We start from the raw sequence: 23082 nt of genomic DNA on the forward strand, positions 1-23082 counted from the left end.
TATTGCTTTTTATTCCATTTTGTGCTAACATTGAATTGGGCACTCCTTTCGTTGTTTTTTTGCTCAATTCAATGTTTCGACATTGAAATAGGGAGTGCCTATTTTTTTTCCTTACTTTTTGGGCAGGCTATTTATATTATATAGGAGGTGGAAAAATATGTTTGAAGTAAAAAAAATAAAAAAAATTGGGTTAATTGGTGCTACAACAAATAAATCTAAATTTGGGTATAAAATTTTAAAGGATTTACTTTCAAAAGGATATGAAATTTATCCAGTAACACCAAATTATGATGAAATTGAAGGTATAAAAACATATAAATCAGTTAAAGAATTACCAAAGGTTGATATTTTAAATTTTGTTGTTCCACCTAAAATTGGATTAAAAGTTACACAAGAGGCCTATAAGAATGGATTTAAGAAATTTTGGTATCAACCTGGTGCAGAATCAGAAGAAATAAAGGAATATTTAGAGTCATTAAATGATCCAGAAGTGGAATATTTATTTTATAAATGTATAATGGTAGAAACAATGTAAAGCCCTTAGGGGCTTTCTTTATAATATAGGGGGAAGTTTTGTGTCAGATATAATGAAATTTACAGCGATTTTTGCATCAGCTACAATGATAAGTAGATTTTTAGGATTATTTAGAGATGTTTTGTTTGCTTTTTATTTTGGAAGAAGTGGTGAATATGATGCATATATAATAGCAATATTATTACCATTTTTTTTGAGGCGCATATTTGCAGAAGGCGCCTTCTCTACAGTTTTTATACCTTTATATACAAGAAAAAAAGGTAAAGAAGCTGATCTTTTTGCAAGTACAGCAATTAATATGTTGATAATAATAACAGTTATTATATATATTTTTGTATTTTTCTTTTCACCTATATTCGCTAAAATATTAGGTAGTGGATTAGATAAAGAATATTTGCTTTTATCTTCAAAATTAATGAAAATAACATTCCCTTTTATAACATTTATATCAATATGGTCTATTTTCTCTGGAATACTTTATCATGAGAATAATTTCTTTATTTCAGCTGTTTCACCTGCACTTACGAATATTTTTACTATTTTAGGAATAATTTTTTCATATGTTTTTTCAATAAAAATATATGGCCCAACCATAGGTTTTTTATTAGGTGGTTTTTTTCAAATGATCACATTATTAATATATTTAAATAAAAAAGGGTATTTCCATTATTATTTTTCAGTAAAAAAAGATTATGTAAAAGAAATAATGGGAATGTTTATTCCTGCTTTTTTTGGTGTTGCAATATCCCATATAAATAGTATAGTAGATACAAACGTAGCTTCATGGACAGGGGAAGGTGGAGTTTCAACAATACAATATGCTTTAAGGTTATATCAATTGCCGCTGGCAATTTTTTCTGTTAGTATAGCAAATGTTGTTTTACCAAGATTATCAAAATTATCATTAAAAAATGAAAAAGAACAGTTTATTAAAGAATTTAAGAATTCTATATTAATTTCACTTTTTTTAACAATACCAGCTTCTTCTGGATTAATTGTTTTAAGCAAAGAAATCATAAAATTAATTTATCAACGAGGAAGTTTTACAGAAAATGATACGTTAATTACAGCGTTCACATTAACAACTTATTCCATAGGTATTATATTTTATTCTATTCATGGAATATTAGTTAGAAATTACTATTCAAAACTAAATACGAAAAAACCAACAAAAATATCGTTTATAATGGTTTTTATAAATATCATTCTGGATATTTTACTTGGAAAGTTTATTGGTGTAGCTGGAATAGGTTTAGCAACTAGTATTTCAGGCTTTGTAGGTATGATTATTTTAGGTTGGGAATTTTTTTATCATTTTAATAGAAGTGATTTTTTAGAATTAATTAAAATATCCATCTCATCTTTTATAATGATATTTATTATATATATTTTAAAGATTCAATATAAATCAAATTTATATACGTTATTTTTAGTTTTTGTTGGAGGATTAACATATTTAATATTTGCATATATTTTAAAAGTAAAATATTTAAAAAACGTATTAAATATAATAAAAAAATAAAAATGATAATTACTAAATATATGTATAGTATAGCATAATTTAAAGGATATGTGGTATAATAATATAAAAAAGGAAAATATATTAGGGGGCTTGAATATGGATGTTATGACAGTTACTTTAAATCCATCTCTTGATAGAGAAATAATAGTAGAAAATTTTCAAATAGGACATATGTTTAGGATATCAAATCCGTATAATGCTGTAATGGAACCAGGAGGAAAAGGTGTCAATGTTTCAAGAATGCTTAGTAAACTTGGAATAGAAAGTATGGCTTTAGGTTTCTTAGGTGGGTTTATGGGAAGAGTATTTCTAGAAAAACTTTTAGAAGATAGAAATATTACATCAAATTTTATTTTTGTAGAACAAGAAACACGTGAAAATATTGCTATTTTGGATTTATCTCGTCATACTATCACTCAAATTAATTCCAGTGGTCCAATTTTAAGCGAAGCTGATATAGAACATTTTATGCAAAGATATGAAAATGCGTTATCTTTAGTAGAACATGTATTAATTTCAGGTAGCGTTCCTCCAAATACTCCTAAAGATATATATGCAAAAATGTTTTCCTTAGCTAAAGAAAAAGGCCTTACCACTTATATGGAAGGAAATGGTGACCCATTTAATGAAGCAATAAAAAATGCTTGTCCAGATGTAGTTAGAGTTGATTTAAGAAAGGAAAAGAAATATTTTAATAAAGAATTAAAAGAATTAGAAGATTATATTTATGCTGCAGAAGATATAATAAAAAGTGGAGCAAAATTAGCTATTTTAAGTTATCATGTTGAAGGAGATATTATTGCCAATAATGAAGGGATATGGTTATTTAATTTACATGAAAATGTAGATAGGTCACATCTTTTTGGAGTTGGAGATTCTTTCATGACTGGTATATTATATTATATACTAAATAATGGATATAATTATTTTGAAGCTGCAAAATTTGGTATGGCTACAGCTATTGCAAAAGTTCATCATGTTGAAAAATATATAGAAAATATAGATGAAATAAAACAATACTTCAATTATTTCGAAATAAAGAAGGTGAAATGATGCGAGTAGAAGATATAATGCTAAAAGATGTAACTTCTTTAGCAGTTGATGTTACTATAGAAAGGTTTATAAAATTGTGTGAGAGGCAAGGCTATTCCGCTTTGCCTGTTGTAGATAGTGAATTTCACCTTGTAGGATTATTAAGTGAATCTATGGTTATAAAAGCATCAATACCAGGATATCTTTCATTAATGCAGTCAACATCATTTATACCTGATTCTCAACAATTTATTAAAGGATTGAGTAATATATTGCATAAACCCGTATCCGAAATAATGGATAAAAACCCTACTAAAGTATATTATGATGATACAGCATTACATGTTGCTGATGTAATAATAAAAAATAGTTTGAAAATTGTGCCTGTTGTTGATTATGATAATAGATTAGTTGGTATAGTAAGAAGAATTAAATTATTAAGTCTTACAGCAAAAGGAATTTTGAAGGGATAGTGATAATGAAAAGAGTAAATATAATAACGTTCGGATGTAAATTAAATCAAGCTGAGAGTGAGTTTATTGGAGAAAAATTAGAAAAATTAAATTTTAAAGTATTTTATGATCAAAAAAATGGTAATAGTGATTACGTTTTAATAAATTCTTGTACAGTAACTTCTGAAGCCGAAAGAAAAATTAAGCAATTAATACGTAGTATAAAAAGATCAGATAAAGATAAAAAAGTTATTGTAGTTGGTTGCTATTCGCACACAAATTTTGATGAAATCCAAAATGCAGGAGCTGATTTAATACTTGGAAATCTTGAAAAAAAATATATAGAAAAATACATTGAAAAAATAGGAATATATGTAGATAAATTATATTGGAAAAAAGATGAAGAGAAAGTTTTTATACCTTCTAGGCCATATAGCACATATTCAAGATATTTTCTTCCAATAGAAGAAGGATGTCTTGAGTTTTGTACATATTGTAGAATAATTTTTGCACGAGGAAATAAAATTAGAAGTGTAAAGAAAGAAAATATATTTGATAGTATAGATAAAATATATCATCAAGGGATAAAAGAAATAGTTTTTACAGGTATAAATTTAACTTATTATGGTTATGGAACTGAATATAATTTGAAAAATTTAATATATGATTTAAACAAAAAATATAATAATCAAGAAATAAGATTTAGAATAAGTTCTTTATATCCAGATTTTATTGATAAAGAATTTATAAAACTTTTAAATGATAGTCCTGTTTTTGAAAAACACATACACTTATCTCTGCAACATGTTTCGACTGAGATATTAAAAAATATGGGAAGGAAATATACAGAGAATTATTTGTATAAATTATTTGATGATATATATGCTATTAATTCAAAATTTTCAATATCAGCTGATTTAATAGTAGGTTTTCCTGGCGAAAAAGAATCAGACTTTAATAAATTAATTAATTTTCTTCATCAGTATAATTTTTCTAGGATACATGCGTTTAGATATTCAAGCAGACCTAATACTAAAGCAGCTAGAATGAAAAATCAGATTCCAGGAAACATTAAAAAACAAAGAATGAAGGAATTAAAAAAATATATTGAAATTTCAACTTTAAAATATTTGGATTCGTTGAAAAATGAAAATGTTAAAGTTTTAATAGAAAAAGTTAATAAAGGAAATAGCTTTGGTTATGATGAATATTATATTTATCATAAAATAAATGGAGATTTACAAAATAATACTTTTTATAATGCGAGAATAAAAAATATAGATAACACTGGAGTGATTTCTGATGTTTTATAATTCAAAAAACTGGATAGAAAAAATTAAATATGAAAATGAAGATTTTGATCTTTTTGATGGCTATTCAACTTACGAAACGTTAAGAACATATAATAAAAATATTTTTGCACTAAAATTTCATTATGAAAGATTAAAAAAATCTACGATATTTCTTGGTCTTGAAGTTCCAGAATACGACTTTTTAAGAAATAAAATAGAAGAAGGAATAAAAAAATTTAATTGTGGATATGATGTAAAAATTAGAATTTTAATAAATAAATATACATCAAAGAATAGAACATTTTATGCGTTTATCGAACCAATTATTGAAAAAGATGATTTGAAAGAATCTGGAGTAGTATTAGCCATCTCAAGAGAAAGAAAACCTAAAAATCCAGTAATCCCATATTATGTAAAAACTTCTTTGAATGGATATAGTATGTATTTAAGACAAAAGTATAGTGCATATTATGATGCTATAGTTTTAAATGAATTTGGATATATTACTGAGGGAACAAAATCCAATATATTTATTGTTACGGCTGGTGTTATAATAACACCTCCAATTTCCTCTGGTATTTTACCTGGTATAACAAGAAAGGTTGTTTTAGATTTAGTAGAGAGCTTTAATATGGATTTTGAAGAAAGAAATATTGAAGTGTGGGAAATGTTATCTGCAGATGAAATTTTTCTAACTCATACGAGTATAGGAATTGTTCCAGTTAGAAGAATAGTTCCTAATTTTACTTTTAATGCACCGGGGATAACTACAGAAACTCTTATGAATTATTGGAATGATTTTATTATAAATAATAATATTTATTGGGAATGAAATGAAAGATTTAAATGATATTTTTAAAGAAATAAGTAAAAGTAATAATGTCTTAAAAAAAATTTTGATGATAAAAGATTTAGAGGAAATAATAAAAAACACTTTTAATAAATATGGTTTAACCTCAGTGGAGGTGGTAAATATAGACTTAAAAACCTCCACACTTTTTTTGTATGTTGAAAATAATTATATTAAACAAGAAATTCTTTTTAAAAAAAATATGATTCTAAAAGAAATTAATTCTAATATTCAATATGACAAGATAAAAAACATTAAATTTGCTGGAGGTGTAAAAAAATGAGTCAATATTCACAAGAAAATATCAAGGTCTTAAAAGGATTAGAACCAGTTAGAAAAAGACCAGGTATGTACATAGGATCTATAGGGAAACCAGGGTTGAACCACTTGGTATATGAAATAGTTGATAATAGTGTTGATGAATATATGAGCGGTTTTTGTACTAAAATAACAGTTAAAATAAATGCGGATAATTCAATAGAAGTAATTGACAATGGTAGAGGAATTCCTGTTGGTCCTCATCCGACTGAAAAAAAAGATACTTTGGAAGTTGTATTTACAACATTACATGCTGGAGGAAAGTTTGATAATGCTACTTACAAAATTAGTGGAGGTTTACATGGAGTAGGGGCTTCTGTTGTAAATGCATTATCAGAATATTTAGAAGTTTGGGTGCATAGAAATGGAAAAATATATCATCAAAAATATTCTAGAGGAAATAAAGTAACTGAAGTAGAAATATTAAGTGATACAAATAAAACAGGAACTCATATAAAATTTAAACCGGATTTTGAAATTTTCGAAAATGGAGATATAGAAGTTGAAGGACAAATAGTAGAAAATAGATTAAGAGAATTAGCTTTTCTAAACCCTGGATTAGAAATTGTATTTATTGACGAAAAAAGAAATAAAAAAAGTGTATTTAAATTTGAAAAAGGAATTTCAGAATTTTTAGATTTTTTGGTAAAAAAGAATAAAAAAATTCCTATTCATGAGAATCCAATATATGGAAAAGGTTCAGTCAAAAATCCTAGGGGGAAAAACTTTTCAGATATAATTGTAGAATTTTCTATAATGTATACAAGAAATGATTATCCTCATATATATAGTTATGTAAACAATATTAGAACTATTGAAGGAGGAGAACATGAATCTGCATTTAAAACTACTTTAACAAGATTAATGAATGATTATGCAAGAAAAACGGGTGTATTAAAAGAAAAGGAAGAAAATTTTACTGGAGAAGATGTAAGAGAAGGAATAATAGGAATTTTAAGTATAAAGCTTCCAGATCCTGTTTTTGAAGGTCAAACAAAAGCCAAATTAGGAAGTAAAGAAGTTAGGGTTGCTGTAAATGAAGTTTTAAGTGAATATTTAATTAAATTTTTAGATTCTCATCCTAAAGATACAAAAATGATTTTTGAAAGAATAAAACAAGCTGCAAGAGCTCGTATTAATGCAAAAAAAGCAAGAGATAAAGTCAAAAGAAAATCTATTTTTGAGAACTCACCATTACCTGGTAAATTAGCTGATTGTTCATCAACAAATCTTGATGAAACAGAATTATTCATAGTTGAGGGTAATTCAGCCGGTGGTAATGCTAAATCTGCTAGAGATAGAAATTTCCAAGCAATTTTACCTTTAAGAGGAAAAATAATTAATGTTGAAAAACATGACATAGAGAGATTAATGAAGAATGAACAGGTTTCAAACATTATCTCTGCAATTGGAACAGGTATTGGAGATAACTTTAATATAAAAAAATTAAGATATGGAAAGATTATTATTATGACTGATGCTGATGTTGATGGAGCACATATAAGAACATTATTACTAGCATTATTCTTTAGATTTATGCCAGAATTGATAAAAGAAGGAAGAATTTATGCTGCTCAACCTCCACTATATAAATTTAAATCTGGGAAATTTGAAACTTATTTATATAGTGATGAAGAATTAGAAAAACTTAAAAAAGAATATCCTAAATATGTTCTCCAGAGATACAAAGGTCTTGGTGAAATGAATGCTGATCAACTCTGGGATACTACCATGGATCCTGAAAAAAGAAAATTAATACAAATAAGAATAGAAGATATCATAGAAACGGAAGAAATTATCGAAATTTTGATGGGGAATGATCCATCTTCAAGAAGAGAATTTATAGAAGAACATGCTTTAAAGGTTAAGGAGTTAGATATTTAAGATGAATGCATGGCGTTCGTTGTTGCTATTAATAATAATGATGTATGTATTTATAATTTTATTTATATTTATGCAATTTTTCGTTACAAAAAACAAACAATTGAGCAATTTTTCTGTAATACAACAGCCTATATGTGTGGTAGAATTGAATAGAAGATATTTACTTTTAAATAAAAATGAATTTATTTTTAAAATTTCTGATGTACCTATTGTAGGGTACCCGCTTATAAATTTTGATGATTATTTTAAATACAGAAATGAATTATCAAGATTGACATTAAATCAATTAAATTATATATCAAAAATTGATTTTGAAAAGAAGATTGTATATATAAATGTGGGATATAAAATATTTTATAATTCATTTCAAGATTTAATAAATAATTTTGAAAAAATTTTAATTAAATTAGGTAAATATGATCCGGGGAATTATCGTCTCCTTATGGGCGGTAGTCTAATTAGTATAAACTAGGAGGGGTAAAATGGCCAAAAAGGTTATATATGCAATTGATGTAGGGAATTATTTTATTAAAGGAATTGCATTAGAGGAAAATAGAGGAAATTATAATATTATTTCAAAAGCTTTAGAAAGAGCTGAAGGTATAGTTAAAGGCCAAATTCAAGATGTTAAAGCACTAAGAAGAAAAATAGAAAATCTAATCTATACTTTAGAAGGTGATAATAATAAAGCTAAGGAAATTGAAATAATTTTATCATATGCCACTAACGAATTAAGAATTTCTAGAGAAAGTTATACTCTCGAATTTTCTGAATCTAAAGAAATAACAGAAGGTGATCTCGAAAAAATAAAAGCAAATATTCAGCAAAAATATTCAGAATTAAATAAAGAAGTTTTAGACATAAAATTTGTAAATTTTGAAGTTGATGACAAAAAAGTTAAAAATCCTGTAGCCTTTGTTGCGAATCAAAGCTTAAATGCAATTATAAATGTTGTTTGGGTGCCAGAAAATTCATTTGCTCCAATAAGGAACACAATAAAAAATCTTATTGAAGGTGAAATACCTATTTTTGATTCAACATTGGCCGCAGCTTATGGAGTTACAAATACATCTGATAGAAATTTAGGTGTTGGTATAATAGATTTAGGGCATTCAAAAGCAAGAATGCTTATTTTCAAAGATGGAATTCCTAAATTTTATTTAGATTTTGAAGTTGGAATGGAATATGTTTTAAAAGATATAATGCATGTTTTAAGGACATCAGAAAGCGAAGCTTTAAGATTATTAGAAGAACAAGCAGTATGTCTACAAGATACAAAAGCTGTAAAGAAAGTTGATTACAAGAGTTTAGTAGGTGATCATTATGAATATACAACTCAAAATTTATTAAATAAAATAGTATTTGCAAGAACTAGAGAAATAATAAATAAGCTAAATAGTGATTTAGCTAAACTAGAATATGAAAATACTTTAGAAATTGCTGGAGGGCTACAAGCTGGAATAATACATACTGGTGGTGGAGCAAGAATAAAAAATATAGAAAAAACAATTTCTGATTTTATGGGATCTCAAACAAGATTAGGTATATCGTCTAACAATTCAGGAAACTTTTACATAGAAAATGCAGATGAATTGTATAAAGATCCATTATTTTCTCCATTAATAGGGACTATTAATTTATATTTTAGCGGTACAAATATACCAAAATTATATATAGAAGACTCTAATGAGTATAATGAAAATAATTATATAGAGGAAAAAACAGAAAAAAGGAGAGGATTTTTTTCTAAGTTAGGAAAAATCCTTTTGGGAGGTAATGAAGATGCCATTTAATTTACCTATAGAAGATGAACCCAAAGAAATGTTTCATAAAAGGCCGAAATATGTAATTAAAGTAATAGGTGTAGGGGGAGCAGGTAATAATGCCATTGAAAGAATGGTAAGATTAGGTATTTCAGATGTTGATTTAATAGCAGCAAATACAGATGTTCAAGTTTTAGAATCAAGTAGTGCAAAATTTAAACTGCAACTTGGAAAAGAATTAACTAGAGGTTTAGGAGCAGGTGGAAATCCTGAAAAAGGTGAAAAAGCTGCAGAAGAAAGCGTTGATGAAATAAGAGAAACTATTCAAGGAACAGATTTGTTATTTATTACTGCAGGATTTGGTGGGGGAACAGGTACTGGTGCATCTCCTGTAATTGCTAGAATAGCTAGAGAATTAGGAATATTGACAGTTGCAGTAGTTACTATACCATTTCATTTTGAAGGATCTACTAAACAAAAAATTGCAAATAGTGGGTTAAATAAATTAAAACCATATGTAGATACCTTAATAAAAATATCAAATGATAAACTTCTTGAAGATAATGATGATATACCTATAAGACAAGCTTTTGCAAAGGCCGATGATATATTATATCAAGGAATTACTGGAATATCTGATTTAATTACAAAAAAAGGTTTAGTTAATACAGATTTTGCAGATGTTGAATCTGTTCTAAAAAGAAGAGGTTCTGCTATGCTTGGTATAGGTTGGGGAAAAGGTTCGAATAAAGCAGAAGAGGCTGCAAAAAATGCTTTAAATTCCAAATTTCTTGAAAATTCTGTTCAAAATGCAACTGCTGCTTTAGTAAATGTATCAGGTAAAAACCCAACATTAAAAGATTTAAAGATAGTAACTTCTATTCTTCATTCATATTCTACAGATGAAGTAAATTTAAAATATGGAATTACAGAAGTAGAAGATATGCAACCAGACGAATTAAAAGTTACTATAGTTGCTGCAGGATATAACAAAATATTAAATGAATTTGATGGTGAAAACATATATGAAATTCCTGCTATATACAGATTATTTGGAAATAATGTGTTAAATGAAGAAAAAATTAAATTAGAAAAATATTTAGAAGCACAGCAGGGAGATTATGAAGAATAATTTAGAAAATATAGCCGCTCATCAATTATATACAAATAAACCAAGTGAAAATAAAATACTTGATAAATCATATAATTCAACGATACTTTTTGAAAAGATATATCTTTTCTTTTAGAAAAAAAAATTACAGATTTACATTTTTCAATAACAAAAAACACAGGTATTGTTTCTTACAGATTTAATACAATTTTAAAAACGTTAGAAAAAATACCCAAAAATGTATATAATAAGATTATCACTAAAATTCAAATATTATCGGGAATAGATATTATTAATGACAAGGATCCGTCAGATGGGTCCTTTACTTTTTATAATCAAAGATTTAGAGTTTCAATGATAAAAAATTTTGAAGGGATAAATTGTGTTATAAGAAAATTGAAAAATATATCAGATTTAACTTTGGATAAATTAAATTATTCTGATACCTTTATTAATTATATAGAGAAAATAAAATCATTAAAAAATGGACTTATACTATTTTCTGGACCAACTGGTAGTGGAAAATCTACTGCATTAGCTTTCATATTAATCACAATATTAAAAGATTTTCCAAAAAAGGTCATAACATTAGAAAATCCTTTAGAATATAAAATACCTGGAGCTCAACAAATAGAAATACAAAATGATTCTGAAAAAACAACAATATTAAAAAATATATTAAGACATGATCCAGATGTCTTGATGACAGGTGAAATAAGAACAGAGGAAGTTGCAAGATTAACTATAGAATCAGCAATGACTGGTCATTTAGTGTTTTCTACTATTCATGCAGATAATGTTTTTAATGTTATTCATAGATTAAAAGGGAATGGAGTTAAATTAAATGATATACTAAATTCGGTTAAAATCATTTTCAATCAAAATTTTGTAAAGGTTCTTTGCAGTTGTTATGTTGATGAAAATAAAAAAGGTTGTGAAAGATGTTATAATACTGGATATATCTCAATAATACCTGTTTTTGAAATATTAGAGATAAATGAATATACTAAAGATCTTTTGAAAAAGAATGACATAACAAATATAAAAAATTCACAATTTTATATTTCTCCTAAAAAAGAAATAAACCAATTATATGTTAGAGGATCTATTTCATCAAATGAATATAAAACTTTTATAAATACAGAATGAGGTGATATTATGAAATATCATAGTAAAACACCTGAAGAATGGGAAAAATATGATAAAGAAAAAGAGAAAAAAGATATTATAAAAAAAATGCATAAAAAAAGACGCAGGACAAATAATTTAATAATAATTATGATATCTTCTTTTGCAATAGTTATAATAATGTTATCTAAATATTACTTTCCTAGGTACAAATTTTCTGAATTTCTTCTTGTAAATGGGATTTCATTTTCCCTTATGAGCAATAGTGAATATACATATCCAGATAATTTGGATATTAATGTAAATATGTATAATACAAAAAATAAAGTTGAATCAATAAAAATAGATTCTTTTAAGTTTAATATGTATAAAATCACTGATAATTCTAGTAAAACATTTTATACTTTTGAATATCCTGAAATAATTAATTATGATTTAATTCCTTTAGAAAATAAAAAAATATTCGATTTGAAAAATATTAATCCCATGTCTAAAATACCAAATGGTAAATACATTATTGAAACTAATTTTAATTATAATGGGAAAAAAATAAAATTAAAAAAGGAAATTAATTATATACACACCATTAAATACAATATATATTTAAATAAAGATTTTTATTTAGATAATGAATATCCGAAATTATATATTGAAGTGAAAAATTATTCTGAAAATACAAAAAATATAAATGTTATGGGAAAAATAGAAATATATACTCAGAAAAGAAAACTCGTAAAAGAGATTAAGGTGAATTTGGGATATGCAACTTTAAAATCATTAGAAAAAGAGATATATGAAGTAAATATTCCCCCATTAAAAAAAGGTAATTATGAACTTTATTTTGTAAGTGAAAGTTTAAATCAAGCAGTATATATTCTATTACCTATTTCTAATATTATTGAGAAAAAATTAAGTAAGGTTACATTAAGTATAGATACATACTTATTTTATCCTATAAATGAATTATTCAGAGGTGTTTTTTACATAAATAATAATGATTTTAAAAAAGAAAGATATATTCAAATCGAAGGATATTATATTAGATTATTGAATATGGAAAATAATACGATAATATTTAATTATGAAAATAATGATAAGAGAAGAATTTTTATTAATGCTGGAGGTAAAAAACTTATTCATATTATTTCGGATGAACCTCCAATACAATTATCAATTCCTGGAAATTACCAATTAATATTTGGTGTAAAATCTAATGAAAATACTATTGAAAGAAAAATGGATTTATATGTTGGAATTTCGCAATAAGGATGTGAATTAGATTTGTACGGTTATATTTCACTATATTTCAAACCAAATGAAAAAGAAAAGATTAATTATGTTAGTCATTATTGTTCTATGTGCCATTCTTTGAAAAAAGAATTTGGTAATTTTTATAGAATGTTTATTGTAAGAGAAGTATCCTTTTTTTCAATAATGAAAATAAAATTTGATGAAAAGAAATTAAAAAAAATAAAATGTCCGTGGGTGGGATTTAAAGAAAAATATATTTATCAAGATTTGACGCAATTTGAAGAATTTTCCTTTTTGAATATGCTTATAATTTATGGAAAAGTCTATGATAAATTACATGATTCAAATTTGAAAAGATTAGGCTTATTTTTAAATAATTTAAGAAAAAGATTAATTGATTATTATGGTAAAGAATTTATATTAAAATATGAAAATATATTAAATATGCAATTTAATATAGAAAAAGAAAATTTGGAATTAGAAAAATATATAGAGCCATCTATAGATATAATTAAATTATTAATAGATAGGCATAAATTAGAATTGCCAGAAGAATTTAGTATTTATGTAGCAACATTAACATATCTTTTTGATGCTTTATACGATTTTGAAAAAGATTTAAAAAGAAAAAATTTTAATCCAATAAAAACAGTATATGGAATAAATAAATTATCAGATTTATCTTGTGAAAATATAGAATATATTGATTTTATGATAGATTATTCCATAAAAAAAATATTAGATATATTTGATCAATCAAATATAAATAATAAGCATTTTGTAAAAAAAATATTTTCATTTAGCGCAATGTACCATAAATCAAAATTAGTGGAATTATTTTCTTTGAAAAAAGTAAATAAAAAAGAAAAAAACAAAGCCAATATTTATTTAAAAGTATAGATAACTATAATAATAAAATTATCTAAATAATAAATTTTATATAAGAATTTATTATTTATTTTTTTAGGGGGGGAAATGAAAAAAATAATAATTTTTATATTTTTACTATTTACATTTATTGGTATTTCTAAATTGATAATAACTCAAGAGAATATAATTGCTGAAAAAAGATATAAAAAATTTAATGAATATAATGTTTTTTTTAAAATAGCCTCAAAATGGGCTGTTATCCCTGGATTAAAAGAAAATCTAGTACCTCAAGGATTAGCTTATTATCCTAAAAAAAATTGGTTTATAATTTCATTTTATAGAATAAATAGCATGCCAAGTGTATTAGCAATTATTGATGCTAATAACGGAATTTTAATTAAAGCTATTGAAATTTATAATTTAAATGGAACACCATATAAAGGACATGCAGGTGGAATTGCTATAAGTGAAAATAATCTTTGGATTTCGTCAAACTCATATCTCTGGAGAATTCCTTTAAATGATATAATAAATTCAGAAAATGGATCAAAAGTTAAAATTATTGATGGTTTTAATACGGGTACAAGAGCATCATTTGTAGAATATAATAATGGTGTATTATGGGCTGGGGAATTTTATCATAAAGGAAATTATACAACAGATATTTCTCATCATTTAGTTTCAAACAATGGAACTAAACATTATGCATGGATAGCAGGATTTAAACTTAATCCCAAAACTGATAATGTTACAAAAAATACTCCAATAATTCCTGATATGATTCTTTCAATACCAGATATAGTTCAAGATATAGAATTTATTGAAAATAAAAAAATTATCTTGAGTCGATCATATGGAAGAAATAATGATTCATTATTGCAAATATATTCATATGTATTAAATCAATCTCCTGATACAACAATTCAATTATTTAAAAAAAAGGTTCCTGTATGGTTTCTTAATAAAATGAATCTTGAAACAGAAATTGTCATTTTACCAATGTCTGAAGGAATAACAAAAAAAGATAATTCACTTTATATACTTTTTGAATCGTCTGCTAGTAAATATCGTTTCACTACAAAGTATCCTACTGATTTTATATGGGATATAAAAATAGAATCTTTAAATACTTATAAATCAAAAAATAAAAAATGAGGCCAGTTAGCCTCATTTTTTTGAAATAGAATATAAACAATAAAAAGCTATTTGTTTAATGGATATAATGAATCAATATAAATTTGTCTAACAATTTCTTTAGACGCTTTTATAGGGGATAGACTTAATAATAAATCTAGAGATGGCGTATTAAAAGCTAGGCCTACTAATTTATCGATGTCGCTCTCTTTAAATCCTTCATCAACAAGTTTTTGTGTAACCCCAATATTGAATAACCATTTTTCAATACCTTTTGCAGCATATTCAGCTTCTCCAGGAACACCTTTTAAATTTGGAACAATAGAACTGTAAATTTCTGCAAGAACCCCTGACTGTGCAGGATATATAGCTTTTACAACTGCAGGCAAAAGCATAGCTAAGCCTAATCCATGAGGTAAATATGGTTTAATTCCACTTAAAGGATGTTCTAAAGCGTGTGTAAAGTGTAATAATCCATTATCAAATGAAATACCTGCTATAGTTGAGGCATAAAGTAAGAAATATCTTGCTCTTAAATCATTAGGTTTTGCTTGAGCTTGAGGTAAATATTTTGAAACTAATCTAATTGTTTCTTTGGCTAAAAGTATTGAATATGGTGAAGCGACTAAAGTAGTTGCTGCTTCTGTAACGTGATTAATAGCATCAATTGCTGTAAATGTTGTTTGAGTCCAAGGTAATGATTTCGTAATTTCTGGATCATCAATTGCAAATACTGGATAAATACTATCATACGCTATAGCGGGTTTAAAACCTTTTTCTTTAATGGTTGCAACAGCAAATCTGTCAACTTCAGTGCCTGTTCCATGAGTAGTATTTATAGCGATTATAGGTAATGCTTCTTCAGGAACAAATTTTAATTCATATAAATCTGAACCTGTATAATTTCTATATTTTTCATGTAATAATACAGCTACACCTTTTGCAGTATCAATATGACTTCCTCCACCAATACCTATAACTGCTTTTGCACCAAAATCTAATCCCATCTTTTTTGCTTCATCAATCATTTTAACATTCGGATTTGGTTTTACACCATAATATACAATATATGAAATACCTGCATCATCAAAAAATTTTTCTATTTTTTCTTTAATACCCGTCACATTATAAACCACCTCATCAGTTAATACAATAACCTTTTTTATATTCTTTTTGTTTAAAAATTCACAAATCTCCTTAAATTTATTTATAGCACTTATTCCAAAGTATGCTGTTGTTTTGCTTCGCAATTCAAAAACATTATAAATATTTACGTAATTTTCCCATGTGCCATTTATTAACATATTTCCACCTCCATAAATTTGCTAATCATTAAAAGTTTTATTTATTACACAATAATAAATTTTTATCATTTTTTGTCCATATAAAGTTAAATAATTCACAAATAAACAATATTTTAAATGGTTAATATGAATATTGATATTTATTTCACATTTATTCTAACAAGAAATTATTACAAAAACTTTTCTATCTTTTTAAATATTGAGAATATTTTCACAAATAATTCATAAAATATGAAATAAAACATCTCTTACCCTAAAATAACAAAAAGCCCAGCTTTTGCTGGACTTTGTATTGTTGGCTCCGGCGGAGGGATTCGAACCCCCAGCCTAGTGGTTAACAGCCACCCGCTCTACCGTTGAGCTACGCCGGAATTATTCCAAAATTAATTATAACATAAGTTTCAAAAGAAATCAAGAAACTTTTTTGCTACAAATATTAAATATTGTTTTATTTTACATAAATAACTTTTGATATTTCAAGCCATCTAATTCTTTTTTCCTTTACAGAATAAATAAAATGAGCATAACCTATTCTATCCGCATGATATAATCCAGAAATTCCTATTACTCCTTTTAATTCATAAACACCATCATTCCCAAAATCGAATGGTTCTAATTCTCCTACACCATCAATAAATAATTCTTTTATCTTACCTACATATTGACCATATTTATTATATGCTTTCATTTGTATGTATTCTTCTTTTCTATCAGATAAGTCAAGGTATGTGTAAGCATCTTCGTATTTTACTAATGCTTTAAAACCATCCATAAATGATGTTTTTAAATCTAAAAATTTACTATCAGAATTTAATAATTCACCATTTATGTATGAATAAATATAATAATAAATAAAATTCCCACTTCCACCAGAATACCCTTTTATAAAAACATCTAAGTTTTTATCACCATCAAAATCTTTAAATTCTATCTTTGGTTCATATGCTCCAAAATTTAATTCTATAGTTGTTGAATCATTTCCGATTATCTTTAATTTGAGATTATCTATAAATATGGAACTAATATAATCGCCTTCTAATATAACTTTTTCCTTAACTTTATCGTTATTTAGATCAATTTCTTTTTGTTCAATGACATTAGAAAAATTCAATAAAGGTATTAATATTATTAGTATAAATATGAATTTTTTCATATTTTCACCTCCAAAAAATAATTTATTTATAATAAAAATATTCATAAATTTCTTTTGATAAATGTTCCTGTTTGTGCCAGTATCCAGCTAATTTTTCGTTTCTTGAGAGATCACCTAATTTTTTATAATATTTTTTATTTAATTTTCCAGGACCAACATTAAATAATGGCGTCCCAGGCAACGGCATAAATGTATGTGAATGTATAACAGCATTATATTTTTTAATAATTTTATCCATAAAGTCAAAAGTTTTTTTAATATCTTCATCTGTTTCAAAAGGAAATCCAAATATAAAATCAACATAAGGTATAAATCCATTTTCATGAATTAACGATAATGCTGTTTCAACAATTTCTAAATTATGACCTCTTTTTATTCTATCTAAAATTTTTTCACTTCCACTTTGTGCCCCTACTATAATCATTTTATTATCTACATATTTTTTTATAACTTTTAATATTTCAGGCGTTATAGATTCTGGACGGACATCAGATGGGAAAGAGCCAAGATATATTTCTTCCATGCCAATTTTTTTTAGACCGAATAATAGCTCTTCAATTTTTTCAACATGAGGTGTTACACCATTTTTTGATCCATATCCAAAAGAATTTGGTGTTATAAATCTTGCTATTTTTCTATTGTATTTAATTCCTTGTTTAGCATACTCTATTATTATATCTATATTTCTATGTCTTACTACTCTTCCAAAAAGATTAGGTGTTTGACAATATCCACATAAAAACGGACATCCTCTTGATATTTCAATAGGCATAAATTGTTTGCTTTTTATTGCGTATGGGGGATAATAGTTTAAATCAACATATCCTTTTGAATAAATTATGTTTTCATTTACCCCATTTTTCAAAAAATTAGTGAAGGATTTTTCGCCTTCACCAACAAATACTTTATCAAATCCCATATTTAATGTTTCTTTTGGCATTGCGCTTGGATGAGGCCCGCCAGCAATAACTTCAAACCCTTTTTCTTTTAATATTGAAATCTCTTTTTCTACATTAAATATATCAAAACTCATAAAAGAATATGCAATTAAGGTATCTTTTGGATTATATTCTAAAATTTTATTAAAATCTTTTTCTAATACTACATCCATATTAATATTTTCTTTCTCCATAGCTGCTATTAAAGATATTATAGAATATCTATTGGATTTTAACAATCTAAAAATTATCTTTTTCAACTAAATCCTCTCCAGAATGTTTTTTTGGTAAAATATCTCTTAAACCAGCTGCAAATATTAATATACCAGCAATAATTGCTGATGTTGTAGAGATGTTTATATAAATATATGTGCCTATTGCTATTGCATTAATTATCCATGCTAATGTTATAAATATTCTTTTATTTTTGTAATTATATAATGAAGAAAATATAGTAGATAATAAAACTATTGTTATAAATAAATTTATATCAAAATTTCTGATTATGCCGAAAATAGATAATAATAGACCAATAAATAGGTATACTATTGTTAATTTATCATACTTTTTTGACATAAAAGAAAATATGGCTGTTAATATGCCAAAAGTTATTGCTACAATCATCAAAAAGATATCAGTTTTCAAATAATATGCTGCTAATCCAGATAAAAGCAATGAAAACGAGACAGAATATATCATTTATTTCACTCCTTACATTTTATCTACAACTTTTATTCCTAATAAATCTAGTCCTTTCTTCAATATTTCTCCTGCTAAATGGGACAATAATAATCTTGATTTTAAGATTTCTTCTTCTTCTTTTAAAACAGGTAAATTATTATAGAAAGAATTATATGTTTGTGCTAATTCAAATAAATAGTCTGCTATTAAATTAGGTTTATAATCATCTGCTGCTCTCATTACAACTATTGGTAATTGCGTTAATAATAATCCTAGTTTTCTTTCTAATTTTTCATTTATTAGTAATTTTGAATTATCAATTGTATAACCATTTTCTTTAGCTTTTCTTTTTAATGATTGAATCCTTGCATATGTATATAATAAATATGGTGCTGTATTGCCATCAAAAGATAGCATTTTATCCCAATCAAAAATAATATGACTAATTCTATTTTGGCTTAAATCTGCATATTTTACAGCTCCAATTCCTATAACTTCTGCAATTTTATTTTTTTCTTCCTCTGATAAATTGGGATTTTTTTCTTCAATTATTGTTTTAGCTTTTTCAACTGCTTTATCAAGCAATTCTTGCAATTTTATAACATTGCCTTTTCTTGTTGAAAAAACACCATCAGCAAATCTCATTAATCCAAACCAAATATGTTGATAATTACCTTCCCATCCTAATTTTTGTGCTATATTAAATACTTGTTTAAAATGTGTTTGTTGTCTTTCGTCTGTTACATATAATATTCTATTTGGATTATATGTTTCTCTTCTGAATTTTATACAAGCTAAATCTGATGTTGCATATAAAAATGCTCCATCTTTTTTTTGTATTATTGCTGGTGGAAGCTTTTCTTTTTCATCAAAGAAAACAACTACAGCACCTTCACTATATGTTGCAATTCCTTTTTCAAGAAGAATTTTTACAATTTCAGGCATTATATTATGATAATGAGATTCTCCATAATATGTATCAAACTCTATATCCATTCTTTTATATATTTTGTTGTATTCTTTTAATGATAAATCTATAAATTCTTGCCATAGTTTTCTGTTTTCTGGTTCGCCATCTTGTAATTTTTTTAATTCTAATCTTGCTTCTTCTAATAATTCAGGATTATTTTCTGCTTCTTTTTCAAATTTTACGTATATTCTTTCCATTTCTCCAATAGGGTCTTTTTCATAATTTTCTCTATCTAACCACAATCTGTATGCTATAATTAATTTTCCAAATTGTGTTCCCCAATCACCTAAATGATTATCTCCGATTACATTATATCCCAAATATTTATATATTCTTTTTAGTGAGTCGCCTATTACAGTGCTTCTTAGATGCCCAATATGCATAGGTTTAGCTATATTGGGTGATGAATAATCTATAACCACTGTTCCTTTTTCTGTGATGAATGAAAAATCAGGTTTCTCTTTTTCTATTTTTGGTAAATACTCTATCAAATATTCATTTTTTATATAAATATTTATAAATCCAGGTCCAGCTATTTCTATTTTCTCTATTAATTCATTTTTGGGAATATTATCTATAATTTCTTGAGCAATAATTCTTGGAGCTTTTTTTAATTTTTTTGCATTTATCATAGCAAAATTAGTTTGGAAATCACCAAAATTTTCGTTTGTTGTTTTTTGAACTACAGGGTTTTCTATTTCAATATCAGGATACATCTTTTTAATGGAAATTGTAAGTAAATCTTCTAATGTTTTTTCAATAAGTTTCATAAATTCACTCCCTTTCATTACTATTTTTGTTACTATAATTATAACATAGATTTTGTTAAAAAAAGAATAAATATATAGAATAAATTTATTGATTAATTTATAGCAATCAATAATTAAGATTGCTATAAATTTTAGTAAATTATAAATTATATTATAATCTATATACTATAAATAAAAATAAACAAGAAATTGTTAAAAAAATATTTCAATTGAACATTTTTCCATTTTTTGGAGTATAATATATATGAAACCAAAAGATTAATTAAGGAGGTAGATATATATGGCTGAAAAAGAATATGTAGTTGGTATTGATCTTGGTACAACCAACTCAGCTATAGCATGGATGAAACCTGATGGAAACGTTGAAGTTATACCTAATGCTGAAGGGAAAAGAACAACACCTTCAATTGTTCACTTTTCAAAAGATGGTTCTGTAATAGTAGGTGAACCTGCAAAAAGACAAGTTGTTTTACATCCAGAAAGAACTATTAGATCAATTAAAAGAAAAATGGGATCAGATTATAAAGTAACAGTAGATAACAAATCATTTACTCCACAGCAAATTAGTGCATTTGTTTTACAGAAATTAGTTAGAGATGCAGAAGCATATTTAGGTGGAAAAATTAAAAAAGCAGTTATTACTGTACCAGCATACTTCAATGATGCCCAAAGACAGGCAACAAAAGAAGCTGGAGAAATAGCCGGGTTAGAAGTGTTGAGAATTATTAATGAGCCAACAGCAGCTTCAATAGCTTTTGGTTTAAATAAGGTTCATGAAGATAAAAAAATAGTTGTATATGATTTAGGTGGAGGTACTTTTGATGTATCAATCCTAGATGTTGGTGAAGGTGTTATCGAAGTTGTTTCAACATCCGGTAATAATCATCTAGGAGGAGATGATTTTGATCAAAAAATAATTGATTGGTTAGTTCAAGAATTTAAGAACGAGCATGGAACAGATATAACAAATGATAGACAAGCTATGCAAAGATTAAAAGAAGCAGCAGAAACTGCAAAAATTGAACTTTCAACTAAATTGGAAACAGAAATTAATTTACCATTTATTACAGTTGTTAATGGACAACCAGTTCACTTGCAAAAAACATTAACAAGAAAGAAATTTGAAGAATTAGTAAGAGATTTAGTTGAATCAACAAGAGGTCCAATTGAAACAGCTTTGAAAGATGCAGGATTATCAGCTCAAGAAATTGATGATGTATTATTAGTTGGTGGTTCTACAAGAATTCCTGCTGTTCAAGAGTTGGTAAAATCTATATTCCAAAAAGAACCAAGTAAAGGAGTTAATCCAGATGAGGCTGTAGCAGTAGGAGCAGCTGTTCAAGCAGCTATTATGACTGGTAATACTGAACAAGATTTAGTATTGGTTGATGTTACACCATTATCATTAGGTGTAGAAGTTAAAGGTGGATTAATGGAAGTTATAATACCTAAAAACAGCAAAATACCTATTAGAAAAAGTAAGGTATTTACTACAGCAGCAGATTTTCAAACTGAAGTTGAAATTGGAGTATTCCAGGGAGAAAGACCACTTGCTAGAGATAATTTCTTCTTAGGAAGCTTTAAGTTAACAGGTATTCCACCAGCACCAAGAGGTGTTCCACAAATCGAGGTTTCATTTGATATAGATGCTAATGGTATTGTTAATGTTTCAGCTAAAGACTTAGGCACTGGAAAACAGCAATCAATGGTTGTTACAGGTAGAAATAAATTATCTTCAGAAGATATTGAAAGAATGATTAGAGAAGCTCAAGAATATGAAGAACAAGATAAGAGAAAAAGAGAAGAAATTGAACTTAAAAACCAAGCTGATGATTTAGCTTATCAAGTAGAAAAATTAATTAATGAAAATAAAGATAAAGTTCCAGAAGATCAAAAAACAAGATTAGAATCATTAATAAGTGATGTAAGAGATGCAATAAATAATAATGATATTGCTAAATTAAAAATAGTAATGGAAGATTTGAAAAATGAATCAATGAAATTAGGTCAATTAATATATCAGCAAGCACAACAAACAGCTAACGCTGGTGCAAATCCTGGTCCAAATCCTGAAGATACACAAAATCCAAATAATTAATAAAGCCGGATTCTTCTGAATCCGGC

Annotated in this window: 22 protein-coding genes and 1 tRNA gene; 17 read left to right on the forward strand and 6 right to left on the reverse strand. The window is 26.0% G+C overall.

The genetic code is table 11. From position 1 onward, the window contains the following. Positions 1–157: 157 nt before the first annotated feature. From ACYQ44_RS06630 to ACYQ44_RS06705, 16 genes are all read left to right on the forward strand, one after another. Positions 158–535, forward strand: coding sequence for a CoA-binding protein (locus ACYQ44_RS06630; RefSeq protein WP_459996143.1), 378 nt, complete (start codon positions 158–160; stop codon positions 533–535). A gap of 40 nt (positions 536–575) precedes the next feature. Then, positions 576–2057 (forward strand): murein biosynthesis integral membrane protein MurJ, encoded by a 1482-nt coding sequence (murJ, locus tag ACYQ44_RS06635; protein WP_459996144.1) that lies wholly within the window; start codon positions 576–578, stop codon positions 2055–2057. 96 nt (positions 2058–2153) lie between these two features. Beyond that, entirely contained in the window at positions 2154–3110 is a 957-nt protein-coding gene (locus tag ACYQ44_RS06640) for a 1-phosphofructokinase family hexose kinase (RefSeq protein ID WP_459996145.1), read from the forward strand. Further along, positions 3110–3562: a CBS domain-containing protein gene (locus tag ACYQ44_RS06645; RefSeq protein ID WP_459996146.1), complete on the forward strand. Its 453-nt coding sequence runs from the start codon at positions 3110–3112 to the stop codon at positions 3560–3562. Before ACYQ44_RS06640 ends, ACYQ44_RS06645 begins: the two co-directional genes overlap by 1 nt. Before the next feature lie 5 nt (positions 3563–3567). Then, positions 3568–4854: a tRNA (N(6)-L-threonylcarbamoyladenosine(37)-C(2))-methylthiotransferase MtaB gene (mtaB, locus tag ACYQ44_RS06650; protein WP_459996147.1), complete on the forward strand. Its 1287-nt coding sequence runs from the start codon at positions 3568–3570 to the stop codon at positions 4852–4854. Beyond that, positions 4844–5665, forward strand: a complete 822-nt coding sequence (locus ACYQ44_RS06655) for an aminotransferase class IV (RefSeq protein WP_459996149.1) — start codon at positions 4844–4846, stop codon at positions 5663–5665. The genes mtaB and ACYQ44_RS06655 overlap by 11 nt, the downstream gene beginning before the upstream one ends. Position 5666: 1 nt before the next feature. Beyond that, positions 5667–5966 (forward strand): DciA family protein, encoded by a 300-nt coding sequence (locus tag ACYQ44_RS06660; RefSeq protein ID WP_459996150.1) that lies wholly within the window; start codon positions 5667–5669, stop codon positions 5964–5966. Beyond that, on the forward strand, positions 5963–7885 hold the full coding sequence (locus ACYQ44_RS06665; RefSeq protein ID WP_459996151.1) for a DNA gyrase/topoisomerase IV subunit B: 1923 nt from the start codon (positions 5963–5965) through the stop codon (positions 7883–7885). Before ACYQ44_RS06660 ends, ACYQ44_RS06665 begins: the two co-directional genes overlap by 4 nt. Before the next feature lies 1 nt (position 7886). Further along, entirely contained in the window at positions 7887–8357 is a 471-nt protein-coding gene (locus ACYQ44_RS06670; RefSeq protein WP_459996152.1) for a hypothetical protein, read from the forward strand. A 10-nt stretch (positions 8358–8367) separates the two neighbouring features. Then, entirely contained in the window at positions 8368–9678 is a 1311-nt protein-coding gene (locus ACYQ44_RS06675) for a cell division FtsA domain-containing protein (RefSeq protein WP_459996153.1), read from the forward strand. After that, on the forward strand, positions 9668–10780 hold the full coding sequence (gene ftsZ / locus ACYQ44_RS06680; protein WP_459996154.1) for a cell division protein FtsZ: 1113 nt from the start codon (positions 9668–9670) through the stop codon (positions 10778–10780). Before ACYQ44_RS06675 ends, ftsZ begins: the two co-directional genes overlap by 11 nt. Continuing rightward, on the forward strand, positions 10770–10895 hold the full coding sequence (locus ACYQ44_RS06685) for a hypothetical protein (RefSeq protein ID WP_459996155.1): 126 nt from the start codon (positions 10770–10772) through the stop codon (positions 10893–10895). The genes ftsZ and ACYQ44_RS06685 overlap by 11 nt, the downstream gene beginning before the upstream one ends. Positions 10896–10942: 47 nt before the next feature. Continuing rightward, the gene (locus tag ACYQ44_RS06690; protein WP_459996187.1) at positions 10943–11908 is read left to right on the forward strand and encodes a GspE/PulE family protein; all 966 of its coding nucleotides are present in this window, start codon (positions 10943–10945) and stop codon (positions 11906–11908) included. 9 nt (positions 11909–11917) lie between these two features. Further along, complete coding sequence (locus ACYQ44_RS06695) at positions 11918–13153, forward strand: hypothetical protein (RefSeq protein ID WP_459996156.1); 1236 nt, start codon at positions 11918–11920, stop codon at positions 13151–13153. Between the two features lie 15 nt (positions 13154–13168). Further along, positions 13169–14038 (forward strand): DUF5685 family protein, encoded by an 870-nt coding sequence (locus tag ACYQ44_RS06700; protein ID WP_459996157.1) that lies wholly within the window; start codon positions 13169–13171, stop codon positions 14036–14038. 75 nt (positions 14039–14113) lie between these two features. Further along, positions 14114–15163 carry a hypothetical protein gene (locus ACYQ44_RS06705; RefSeq protein WP_459996158.1) on the forward strand — a complete coding sequence of 350 codons (1050 nt, stop codon included), beginning with the start codon at positions 14114–14116 and terminating at the stop codon, positions 15161–15163. A gap of 47 nt (positions 15164–15210) precedes the next feature. Here the strand turns inward: ACYQ44_RS06705 and ACYQ44_RS06710 are convergent, their stop codons facing one another. From ACYQ44_RS06710 to argS, 6 genes are all read right to left on the reverse strand, one after another. Then, positions 15211–16446 (reverse strand): iron-containing alcohol dehydrogenase, encoded by a 1236-nt coding sequence (locus ACYQ44_RS06710; protein ID WP_459996159.1) that lies wholly within the window; start codon positions 16444–16446, stop codon positions 15211–15213. Positions 16447–16742: 296 nt separating this feature from the next. Continuing rightward, positions 16743–16817 (reverse strand) — tRNA-Asn (locus ACYQ44_RS06715). A 77-nt stretch (positions 16818–16894) separates the two neighbouring features. Beyond that, positions 16895–17599, reverse strand: a complete 705-nt coding sequence (locus tag ACYQ44_RS06720) for a hypothetical protein (protein ID WP_459996161.1) — start codon at positions 17597–17599, stop codon at positions 16895–16897. Between the two features lie 22 nt (positions 17600–17621). Beyond that, positions 17622–18797 carry a TIGR04013 family B12-binding domain/radical SAM domain-containing protein gene (locus tag ACYQ44_RS06725; RefSeq protein ID WP_459996162.1) on the reverse strand — a complete coding sequence of 392 codons (1176 nt, stop codon included), beginning with the start codon at positions 18795–18797 and terminating at the stop codon, positions 17622–17624. Beyond that, positions 18778–19236: a hypothetical protein gene (locus ACYQ44_RS06730; RefSeq protein ID WP_459996163.1), complete on the reverse strand. Its 459-nt coding sequence runs from the start codon at positions 19234–19236 to the stop codon at positions 18778–18780. Before ACYQ44_RS06730 ends, ACYQ44_RS06725 begins: the two co-directional genes overlap by 20 nt. Before the next feature lie 12 nt (positions 19237–19248). Next, positions 19249–20958 carry an arginine--tRNA ligase gene (gene argS, locus ACYQ44_RS06735; protein ID WP_459996164.1) on the reverse strand — a complete coding sequence of 570 codons (1710 nt, stop codon included), beginning with the start codon at positions 20956–20958 and terminating at the stop codon, positions 19249–19251. 280 nt (positions 20959–21238) lie between these two features. Here argS and dnaK point away from each other — a divergent pair, with 280 nt between their 5' ends. Then, complete coding sequence (gene dnaK / locus ACYQ44_RS06740) at positions 21239–23056, forward strand: molecular chaperone DnaK (RefSeq protein WP_459996166.1); 1818 nt, start codon at positions 21239–21241, stop codon at positions 23054–23056. Positions 23057–23082 lie beyond the last annotated feature (26 nt).

This window comes from Marinitoga arctica, assembly GCF_054657315.1.

Bases quoted from the DNA above. Each gene is read 5' to 3' on its own strand.
- ACYQ44_RS06630 (WP_459996143.1), top strand. From the start codon at position 158: ATGTTTGAAGTAAAAAAAATAAAAAAAATTGGGTTAATTGGTGCTACA.
- ACYQ44_RS06640 (WP_459996145.1), top strand. From the start codon at position 2,154: ATGGATGTTATGACAGTTACTTTAAATCCATCTCTTGATAGAGAAATA.
- ACYQ44_RS06645 (WP_459996146.1), top strand. From the start codon at position 3,110: ATGCGAGTAGAAGATATAATGCTAAAAGATGTAACTTCTTTAGCAGTT.
- mtaB (WP_459996147.1), top strand. From the start codon at position 3,568: ATGAAAAGAGTAAATATAATAACGTTCGGATGTAAATTAAATCAAGCT.
- ACYQ44_RS06655 (WP_459996149.1), top strand. From the start codon at position 4,844: ATGTTTTATAATTCAAAAAACTGGATAGAAAAAATTAAATATGAAAAT.
- ACYQ44_RS06660 (WP_459996150.1), top strand. From the start codon at position 5,667: ATGAAAGATTTAAATGATATTTTTAAAGAAATAAGTAAAAGTAATAAT.
- ACYQ44_RS06665 (WP_459996151.1), top strand. From the start codon at position 5,963: ATGAGTCAATATTCACAAGAAAATATCAAGGTCTTAAAAGGATTAGAA.
- ACYQ44_RS06670 (WP_459996152.1), top strand. From the start codon at position 7,887: ATGAATGCATGGCGTTCGTTGTTGCTATTAATAATAATGATGTATGTA.
- ACYQ44_RS06675 (WP_459996153.1), top strand. From the start codon at position 8,368: ATGGCCAAAAAGGTTATATATGCAATTGATGTAGGGAATTATTTTATT.
- ftsZ (WP_459996154.1), top strand. From the start codon at position 9,668: ATGCCATTTAATTTACCTATAGAAGATGAACCCAAAGAAATGTTTCAT.
- ACYQ44_RS06685 (WP_459996155.1), top strand. From the start codon at position 10,770: ATGAAGAATAATTTAGAAAATATAGCCGCTCATCAATTATATACAAAT.
- ACYQ44_RS06695 (WP_459996156.1), top strand. From the start codon at position 11,918: ATGAAATATCATAGTAAAACACCTGAAGAATGGGAAAAATATGATAAA.
- ACYQ44_RS06705 (WP_459996158.1), top strand. From the start codon at position 14,114: ATGAAAAAAATAATAATTTTTATATTTTTACTATTTACATTTATTGGT.
- ACYQ44_RS06710 (WP_459996159.1), bottom strand. From the start codon at position 16,446: ATGTTAATAAATGGCACATGGGAAAATTACGTAAATATTTATAATGTT.
- ACYQ44_RS06720 (WP_459996161.1), bottom strand. From the start codon at position 17,599: ATGAAAAAATTCATATTTATACTAATAATATTAATACCTTTATTGAAT.
- ACYQ44_RS06730 (WP_459996163.1), bottom strand. From the start codon at position 19,236: ATGATATATTCTGTCTCGTTTTCATTGCTTTTATCTGGATTAGCAGCA.
- argS (WP_459996164.1), bottom strand. From the start codon at position 20,958: ATGAAACTTATTGAAAAAACATTAGAAGATTTACTTACAATTTCCATT.
- dnaK (WP_459996166.1), top strand. From the start codon at position 21,239: ATGGCTGAAAAAGAATATGTAGTTGGTATTGATCTTGGTACAACCAAC.